At 73.1% G+C, this 8,250-nt stretch carries 9 protein-coding genes; 2 read left to right on the plus strand and 7 right to left on the minus strand.

Translation table 11 applies throughout. The annotated features are described in order from the left end of the window. Positions 1 to 52 precede the first annotated feature (52 nt). Positions 53 to 868 carry a TlyA family RNA methyltransferase gene (locus RIM90_RS28790; RefSeq protein WP_309063682.1) on the minus strand — a complete coding sequence of 272 codons (816 nt, stop codon included), beginning with the start codon at positions 866 to 868 and terminating at the stop codon, positions 53 to 55. 7 nt (positions 869 to 875) lie between these two features. Then, positions 876 to 1,247: a hypothetical protein gene (locus RIM90_RS28795; protein ID WP_309063683.1), complete on the minus strand. Its 372-nt coding sequence runs from the start codon at positions 1,245 to 1,247 to the stop codon at positions 876 to 878. A 42-nt stretch (positions 1,248 to 1,289) separates the two neighbouring features. Between RIM90_RS28795 and RIM90_RS28800 the strand changes: the two genes are divergently transcribed. Next, entirely contained in the window at positions 1,290 to 1,637 is a 348-nt protein-coding gene (locus tag RIM90_RS28800) for a sterol-binding protein (RefSeq protein WP_309063684.1), read from the plus strand. Here the strand turns inward: RIM90_RS28800 and RIM90_RS28805 are convergent. The 4 genes from RIM90_RS28805 to RIM90_RS28820 form a co-directional block, all read right to left on the minus strand. After that, on the minus strand, positions 1,621 to 2,538 hold the full coding sequence (locus tag RIM90_RS28805; RefSeq protein WP_309063685.1) for an ABC transporter ATP-binding protein: 918 nt from the start codon (positions 2,536 to 2,538) through the stop codon (positions 1,621 to 1,623). The genes RIM90_RS28800 and RIM90_RS28805 overlap by 17 nt on opposite strands. After that, a complete protein-coding gene (locus RIM90_RS28810; protein WP_309063686.1) occupies positions 2,535 to 3,572 on the minus strand; it encodes an iron chelate uptake ABC transporter family permease subunit in 1,038 nt (345 codons plus the stop codon). Before RIM90_RS28810 ends, RIM90_RS28805 begins: the two co-directional genes overlap by 4 nt. Further along, positions 3,569 to 4,612 carry an iron chelate uptake ABC transporter family permease subunit gene (locus RIM90_RS28815; protein ID WP_309063687.1) on the minus strand — a complete coding sequence of 348 codons (1,044 nt, stop codon included), beginning with the start codon at positions 4,610 to 4,612 and terminating at the stop codon, positions 3,569 to 3,571. The genes RIM90_RS28810 and RIM90_RS28815 overlap by 4 nt, the downstream gene beginning before the upstream one ends. A gap of 97 nt (positions 4,613 to 4,709) precedes the next feature. Beyond that, positions 4,710 to 5,738 (minus strand): HAD hydrolase-like protein, encoded by a 1,029-nt coding sequence (locus RIM90_RS28820; protein WP_309063688.1) that lies wholly within the window; start codon positions 5,736 to 5,738, stop codon positions 4,710 to 4,712. A gap of 71 nt (positions 5,739 to 5,809) precedes the next feature. Here RIM90_RS28820 and RIM90_RS28825 point away from each other — a divergent pair, with 71 nt between their 5' ends. Further along, the gene (locus RIM90_RS28825) at positions 5,810 to 7,105 is read left to right on the plus strand and encodes a DUF1015 domain-containing protein (protein WP_309063689.1); all 1,296 of its coding nucleotides are present in this window, start codon (positions 5,810 to 5,812) and stop codon (positions 7,103 to 7,105) included. A gap of 86 nt (positions 7,106 to 7,191) precedes the next feature. Here the strand turns inward: RIM90_RS28825 and RIM90_RS28830 are convergent, their stop codons facing one another. Next, a complete protein-coding gene (locus RIM90_RS28830) occupies positions 7,192 to 7,920 on the minus strand; it encodes a tetratricopeptide repeat protein (protein WP_309063690.1) in 729 nt (242 codons plus the stop codon). Between the last annotated feature and the right edge of the window lie 330 nt (positions 7,921 to 8,250).

Genomic DNA, 8,250 nt, shown 5'->3' on the forward strand with positions numbered 1-8,250 from the left:
GCGGGCCGCCCGGTGTGGGCCAGCAGGAAAACAGTACGAGCTCGGTTCTGTGTCAACGCGGCCCCTCCGCCACTGCACGGTCAACGTCGGCCGGGTCCAGTTCCGGAGCCCCGGCCCGCAGCCACAGAAAATATTCGACGTTCCCTGAGGGACCGGGCAGCGGACTCGCCGTCACGCCCTTCGCCCCGAGCCCCAGCTCCCAGGCCCTGGCCGCCACTCCCCGCACGGCCTCGGCACGCAGCTGCGGGCTGCGCACCACTCCCCCGCTGCCCAGCCGCTCCTTGCCCACCTCGAACTGCGGCTTGACCATCATCACCAGGTCGGCGTCCGGTTTCACGCACCGCGTCAGGGCGGGCAGGACCAGCCCGAGCGGAATGAAGGACAGATCCCCCACGACAAGGTCCACAGGCTCCCCATCGATCGCCTCGAGCGTCAACTCCCGTACGTTCGTACGGTCCTTGACGGTGACGCGTTCATCGTTCTGCAGAGACCACGCGAGTTGTCCGTACCCGACGTCCACGGCGACCACGTGCGCTGCCCCGGCGCGCAGCAGGACGTCGGTGAAGCCGCCGGTGGAGGCGCCGGCGTCCAGCGCACGCCGTCCCGCGACGACCAGGCCCCGCGGCATGAAGGCGTCGAGGGCGCCGGCCAGCTTGTGGCCGCCGCGCGACACGTAGTCCGGGTCGCTGTCGTCGCCCGCGACGACGATCGCGGCGGCGGTCTCCACCTGCGTGGCGGGCTTGGTCGCGACGGTCTTGCCGACGCTGACCCGGCCCGCGGCGATCAGCTGGCTGGCGTGCTCGCGCGAGCGCGCGAGCTTGCGGCGGACCAGCTCCGCGTCGAGACGGCGGCGTGCGACTCCTGCCACGTTCGGTTCAGCTCCTGTGTACGTGTGCCGAATGGGATGGGTGGCCCGAAGGGCCTCGTTGAGGGGTGGTGGTCGGGTGACGGGCGGGAGCCGGAGGTCCCGGGCGGGCGTCGAGCGCGGTGAGCGCGTCGCGCAGCCCCCGGTGCACATCCTCGTACACCTCGACGTGGCCGTCGGTGGTGAGGTGGTCGGCGTCGGCCAGCCGCTCGAGGTGGGCGTCCACCCCGGCCTCGCCGGTGGGGGTGCGCGGCACGTTCAGGGGAGCCGGGGCGGCCGGTCCGCCCTCGGGCGGCGGCTGCGGCCCGGCGGGCCCGGACTCGGGTCGCGGCTGCCCCGTGCCCGGCTCCGGGCTCTCCGCCTCCGGCACTGCGTCGTTCATGCCCCGACGCTACCGCGAACACCTGGGGTACCGTCGTCCGCGATGGCCACGATCGAGGAGTGCCGTGCCGCACTCGACAAGCTTTCGGACAGCATGCAGCACGCCGAGGGGGACGTTCGCGCGGCCGCGGCGATGGACCGCTCGGTCAGCTGTCACATCACCGATCTGGACGTGACCTTCGCCGGCCGGCTCACCGGCGGCCGGATCGAGGTGCACGACACGTTGCCGGGCCCGCCGCGCGAGAAGGCCCAGATAAGGCTCGCGCTGACCGGCGACGACCTGGTGGCCCTGGTCGACGGCGAGCTGCACTTCGCCAGGGCCTGGGGGTCGGGCCGGGTGCGGCTGGAGGCGGGGCTGCGCGATCTGTTGCGGCTCAGGAAGCTCCTGTAGCGCCCACCGTCTCCGCCGCGCCCCTGTTCCCGGCCGCCGTCCGCGCCTTGCGCGCCGCGGGCACGATCAGGGGCGTGCCCGTCTCGGGGTCGTCGATGACCTGGCAGCGCAGCCCGAAGACCTCCTCGACCAGCCCGGCGGTGACGATGTCCTTCGGCGCGCCCTGGGCGATGACCTTCCCCCCGCGCAGGGCGATGAGGTGGGTGGCGTAGCGGGCGGCGTGGTTGAGGTCGTGCAGCACGGCGACCAGGGTGCGTCCCTGCTCCTCGTGCAGGTCCGCGCACAGGTCCAGGACGTCGATCTGGTGCTGGATGTCCAGGTAGGTGGTCGGCTCGTCGAGCAGCAGCAGCGGGGTCTGCTGGGCCAGTGCCATCGCGATCCACACGCGCTGGCGCTGACCTCCGGAGAGCTCGTCGACGTACCGTTCCGCCAGCTCGGCGACCCCGGTCTGGGCCATCGACTCCTGGACCACCCGCTCGTCCTCGGCCGACCACTGCCGCAGGATGCCCTGGTGCGGGTAACGGCCGCGGCCCACCAGATCGGCGACCGTGATGCCGTCGGGTGCGATCGACGACTGGGGCAGCAGTCCCAGGGTCCGGGCGACCTTCTTCGCGGGCATCGACTGGATGGCCTGCCCGTCGAGCAGGACCCGGCCCTCGCTGGGCTTGAGCATCCGCGACAGCGCCCGCAGCAGCGTCGACTTGCCGCACGCGTTGGGGCCGACGATCACGGTGAAGGAGTTGTCCGGTATCTCCACCGACAGCTGCTCGGCGATGACCCGCTGGTCGTAGGCGAGGGTGACGTTCTCGGCGGACAGTCGGTTCACGGTGCTCCTTCGGTCGTCCAGCCCGCTGCTGGCACTGCTCTTGCCGCCCCTGTTCTTCTCGCTCCCGGCGCTCATATGCGGCCCGCCCTGCGCTCGGTGACCAGCAGCCACAGCAGATAGACACCGCCGAGTACGCCGGTGACCACGCCCACCGGCAGCTGCTCGGCGCCGAACGCCCGCTGCGAGATCCAGTCGGCGGTGACCAGCAGGGCGGCGCCCATGCACAGCGACGCCACCAGGTTCGGCCCGGGCGAACGGGTCAGGCGCCGGGCGAGCTGCGGCGCGGTGAGCGCGACGAAGGCGACCGGTCCGGCGGCGGCGGTCGCGGACGCGGTGAGCAGTACGGCCGCCAACAGCAGCAGCAGCCGTACGCGCTCCACCCGCACGCCGAGGGCGGACGAGACGTCGTCGCCCATCTCCATCATCCTGAGCCCGCGGGAGTTGGCGAGGACCAGGGGCACGAGGACGGCGCACAGGGCGAGCAGCGGCCAGACCTGGTCCCAGTCACGGCCGTCGAGGGATCCGGTCATCCACACGACCGCGCGGGCCGCGTCGACGATGTCGGACTTGGTGAGCAGGTATCCGTTGACCGCCGTGACGACCGCCGAGACACCGATGCCGACCAGGACCAGCCGGTATCCGTGCACGCCCCGCTTCCAGGCGAGCACGTAGATGGCCAGACCGGTCACCAGCCCGCCGGCGAGCGCGCCGGCGGCGACCTGGTTGGCGGTGCCGGAGAACAGCACGATCACCGTGAGCGCACCGGCGGTCGCGCCCTGCCCGAGGCCGAGGACGTCCGGACTGCCCAGCGGATTGCGGGAGATGGACTGGAACAGCGCGCCGCCGAGGCCGAGCGAGGCCCCGACCAGCAGGCCGACCAGGACCCGGGGCAGCCGCAGTTCGGTGACGATGAACTCCTGACCGGCGTTGCCCTCGCCGACGAGCGTCCTGAGCACGTCGGCGGCGGGTATCGGGAAGTCGCCGGTGCCGATCAGCACCACGCTCGCGGTGAGCGCCGCGAGCAGGAGCAGCACGACGACGGTGAGGGCGCGCACGTCCAGCCGGACCGAGAGGCCGCCGGGAGTCCGCACCGCGCGGTTGGTCTTCACAGCTGGGCCGTCCTCCGCCGTCGTACGAGAAAGATGAAGACCGGGCCGCCGAGGATCGCCGTGACGATGCCGACCTGGAGCTCCGCGGGCCGGGCCGCGATCCGCCCGATCACGTCGGCTCCGATCAGCAGCACGGGCGACAGGAGCGCCGCGTACGGCAGGATCCAGCGCAGGTCGGGCCCGGTGAAGGAGCGCACGACGTGCGGCACCATCAGACCGACGAACACGATCGGCCCGCACGCGGCGGTCGCGGCCCCGCACAGCACGGTCGCGGCGAGCATGGACAGGGCCCGGGTGCGGTTGAGGTTGGCGCCGAGGGCCTTGGCGGTGTCGTCGCCCATGGCCATGGCGTTGAGCGGCCGGGCGAGCGCCAGCGCCAGCGCACAGCCGGCCAGCAGGAACGGCAGGACCTGCGTGATGGTCGAGTCGCTCCCCGAGGCCAGCGAACCCACCGTCCAGAAACGCATCCTGCCGAGCGCCGCGTCGTCCAGGATCATGATGGCCTGGATGTAGCCGTAGAGCGCGGCGCTGATCGCGGTACCGGCGAGCACGAGCCGCACCGGCGTCGCCCCCCGGCTGCCGCCCAGGAACCACACCAGCGCCCCGACGGCCGCCGCACCGAAGAACGCGAACCACACGTACCCGGACAGCGAAGTGATGCCGAAGAAGGTGATGGCGGTGACCACGGCCGCGGACGCGCCCGCGTTGATGCCGAGCAGTGCGGGGTCGGCCAGCGGATTGCGGGTGAGCGCCTGCAGCACCGCCCCCGACAGACCGAGCGCCGCGCCGACGAGCAGACCGAGCACGGTTCGTGACAACCGGTCGGCGACGACGACGTCGCTGTAGCTGCCGGTGTCCTCGAACAGGCCGTGCCAGACCTGGCCGAGGGACAGGTCCTTCGCTCCGACCGCGAGGCTCACCAGCGCGACGAGCACCAGGATCACGACGGAGACGAGCAGCCCAAGGATGCGCACCGCACGGCGTCTTGGGGGCGCGGGAGTATCGTCCGCGCGCTGTTCGGGGGGACTCTCGACCAACACGCAGTTAGGTTAGCCTACCCTGCTATGGGATCAAGATCCCGCCGTCGCCTCCCCCCGGCGGAGGGAAACGGGACACGGGCGGGGCCGGATCCGCGGATCACAGCCCCAGCCGTGCCAGTGCCTTGCCGCCGTCCAGTTCGCACACACCGTCACCGGCCGCCGTCCACGCCGCCGCGCACAGCGCGCGCAGCCCGTCCGGCGCGGCGCCGTCACCGTCGAGCTCCAGCGCCCCGGTCCCGGCCGTCGCCGTCCAGCCACCGCACCGGAACCCGCCGCCCGCCTCGACGACCTCCGGCTGCCCGGTGAGCATCCCGCGCAGATCGGCGTCGACGTAGGTCGGCCGGTGCCGCGGCGGTGCGGCCAGCAACTGCGCGCCGTCCGTCACCCCGGTCAGCACCAGCAGCGAGTCGACCCCGCCGTTGAACGCGCCCTCGATGTCGGTGTCCAGCCGGTCCCCCACCACCAGCGGCCGCTCGGCACCCGTGCGCAGGATCGTCTCCCGGTGCATCGGCGGCAGCGGCTTGCCCGCGACCTGCGGCTCGGCGCCCGTGGCGATCCGCACGACCTCCACCGCCGCGCCGTTGCCCGGTGCGATGCCCCGCCCGCTGGGAATCGTCAGGTCGGTGTTGGACGCGAACCACGGCACCCCGCGCGCAACGGCGTAGGACGCCTCCGCGAACCGACCCCACGGCAGCTCGGGCCCGCCGTACCCCTGCACGACCGCCACCGGATCGTCGTCCGCCGACTCCACCGGCACGAGCCCGCGCTCGCGCAGCGCCACCCGCAGTCCCTCGCCGCCGACCACCAGCACCCGGGAGCCCTGCGGCACCTGGTCGCCGACCAGCCGCGCCACGGCCTGCGCGGAGGTGATGACGTCACCGGCGTCCGCCGGTATCCCCAGCTCGGTCAGATGCGCGGCCACGGTGTCCGGAGTGCGCAGGGCGTTGTTCGTCACGTAGGCGAGGCGCATGCCGCCCTCGCGGGCCGCCGCGAGCGACTCGACCGCGTGGACGATCGCGCTCCCGCCCGCGTACACCACGCCGTCGAGGTCGAGCAGCGCCGTGTCGTACGCCTCGCTCAGGGCCTGCCCACTGGCCCCGGGCCTCGTCCTGACGCTCCGGCTCATTCGCATCGCTCCTCGTTCGACGGTTTTCCCCCGATCATCCCCCATGCCACCGGCACCCGTACGATGCCGGGATGAAGACAGCAGGTCACTCGGAAGCGAAGGCGCCCCGAGGCCTGGAACTCACCCCGTTCCGAGGCCTTCGTTACGACCCCGACCGGGTCGGCAGCCTGGCCGCCGTGACATCCCCGCCGTACGACGTCGTCGTCCGCCCGGACGGCCTGCACCACCTCCAGTCCGCCGACCCGTACAACATCGTCCGGCTGATCCTGCCCGAGGCGGACACGCCCGAGGCCCGCAACGCCCAGGCCGCCGACACCCTGCGCCGCTGGCGCTCCGAGGGCGTCCTGGCCCCCGACGCCGAACCCGGGCTGTACGTCTACGAGCAGCGCGACGGCGCCGGCATGCTGCAACGCGGCATCATCGGTGCTCTGCGCGTCTCGGACCCCGACGAGCGACTGGTCCTGCCGCACGAGGACGTCATGCCGCACGTCGTCGCCGACCGCGCCGACCTCATGCGGGCCACCTCCGCCAACCTCGAACCGCTGCTGCTCACCTACCGCGGCGACGGCACCGCGACCGCCACGGCCGACCTGATCGAGCGCGCCGCCGAGCGGCCGCCGCTCCTCGCGACCACCACGGAGGACGGCATCCACCACCGCCTGTGGTCCGTCACCGATCCCGCGGACCTGACCACGATAGGAAAGGAACTCGCCGGTCACCAGGCCCTCATCGCCGACGGCCACCACCGCTGGGCCACCTACCGCCGCCTCCGCGCGGAGCACCCCTCCCCCAGTCCCTGGGACCACGGCCTGGTCCTCCTCGTCGACACGGCCCGCTACCCCCTGCGGGTCCGCGCCATCCACCGCCTCCTGCACGGTCTGCCGGCCGCGGACGCACTGGACGCCCTCGACGGCCTCTTCCGCGTCCGCCGCCTCGACGGCACTCCGCTGTCCGAGGCCATGGACGCCCTGGCCGAGGCGGCCGCCCTGGGCAACGCCTTCCTCCTCGCCGGGGACGGCGCCTTCCATCTCGTCGACCGTCCGGACCCGGAGCTGCTGGCCCGCACGGTCCCGGCCGACCGGCCGATGGCCTGGCGCACCCTGGACGCGACGGTCCTGCACGCCACGCTCCTCGGCCACGTCTGGCGCGTCCCCGAGGACTCCCCCGCCCGCATCGCCTACATCCACGACACGGCCGCGACGGTCGAGAAGGCGGAACGCGACGGCGGCACGGCCGTCCTGATGCACCCGGTCCGCGAGGACGTCGTCCGCGATCTCGCCCGCCAGGGCGTCACGATGCCCCGCAAGTCGACGTCGTTCGGTCCGAAACCGGCCTCCGGTCTGGTCCTGCGCTCACTCGACCTCTGACGCCCCGCACGGCGCAGAAGGGGCGGGCCCCGTCGGGAGGCCCGCCCCTTCTGCGCCGTTGCGCCGTTCTCCGCTCCGGACGGACGTCAGTCCTCGTCGACGTCCTCGTCCGCGCGGGTCTCGTCGCCCTCGCCCTCGTCGAGGGCGTCCACGAACTCCACGCCGTCCAGCTCGGCCAGCCGGTCGGAGGCGTCCGTGCTGCCGTCCCGGTCGGCCTCCACGGCCTTGGCGAACCAGTCCCGCGCCTCGCCGGTCCGTCCGGCGGCGAGCAGCGCGTCGGCATAGGCGTAGCGCAGCCGCGCGGTCCACGGCTGTACGGAGTTGGACGCCAGCTCGGGGCTCTGCAGCGTCACGATCGCCGCGTCCAACTGCCCCATGTCGCGCCGGGCGCCGGCCGCGACGAGCCGCATCTCGACCTGTCCGGCCTTGTCGAGCTTCTGCACCTCGGGCGCGCCGGCCATGTCCAGCGCCTTCTCCGGCCGCCCGAGCCCACGCTCGCAGTCGGCCATGAGCGGCCACAGCTCCACGGTTCCGGTCATCCGCCGCGCGGCCCGGAACTCGGCGAGCGCCTCGGCGTACTTCTGGTTGGCGTACGCTGCGAATCCGGCGGCCTCCCGTACCGCGGCGACGCGCGACGCCAGCCGCAGGGCCACCCTGGAGTAGCCGTACGCCCCTTCAGGGTCTTCATCGATCAGCCGGGCGACCATCACCAGGTTCTTGGCGACGTCGTCCGCGAGGGTCTTGGGCAGGCTCTGCAGCTCCTGCCGTACGTCCTTGTCGATCTCCTCGCCGGTGACGTCCTCGGGGATCGGCAGCCGCTTGATCGGCTCCCGGTCCCGGTCGCGGTCCCGGTCCTCACGGAACCGCCCGCCACCGTGCCGGTCGTCCCGGCCGCGGTATCCGCCGGGCCGTCCTCCCCGGTCATCCCTCCGAGGCCCACGCCCACGGTCGTCACGCCCCCGGAAGCCACCGCGCTCACCACCGCGGCTGTCATCCCGCCGGAAACCGCCACGCTCGCCGCCCCGGCTGTCATCCCGCCGGAAACCACCGCGCTCGCCGCCCCGGTCACCCCGGTCGCCGTGGTCATCGCGCCCACGGAAAGCAGCGCGCTCGCCACCACGGCCGTCTTCCCTGCGGAAGCCGCC

The sequence above is a fragment of the Streptomyces sp. genome (assembly GCF_031181555.1).
Lineage (GTDB): Bacteria > Actinomycetota > Actinomycetes > Streptomycetales > Streptomycetaceae > Streptomyces > Streptomyces fimbriatus.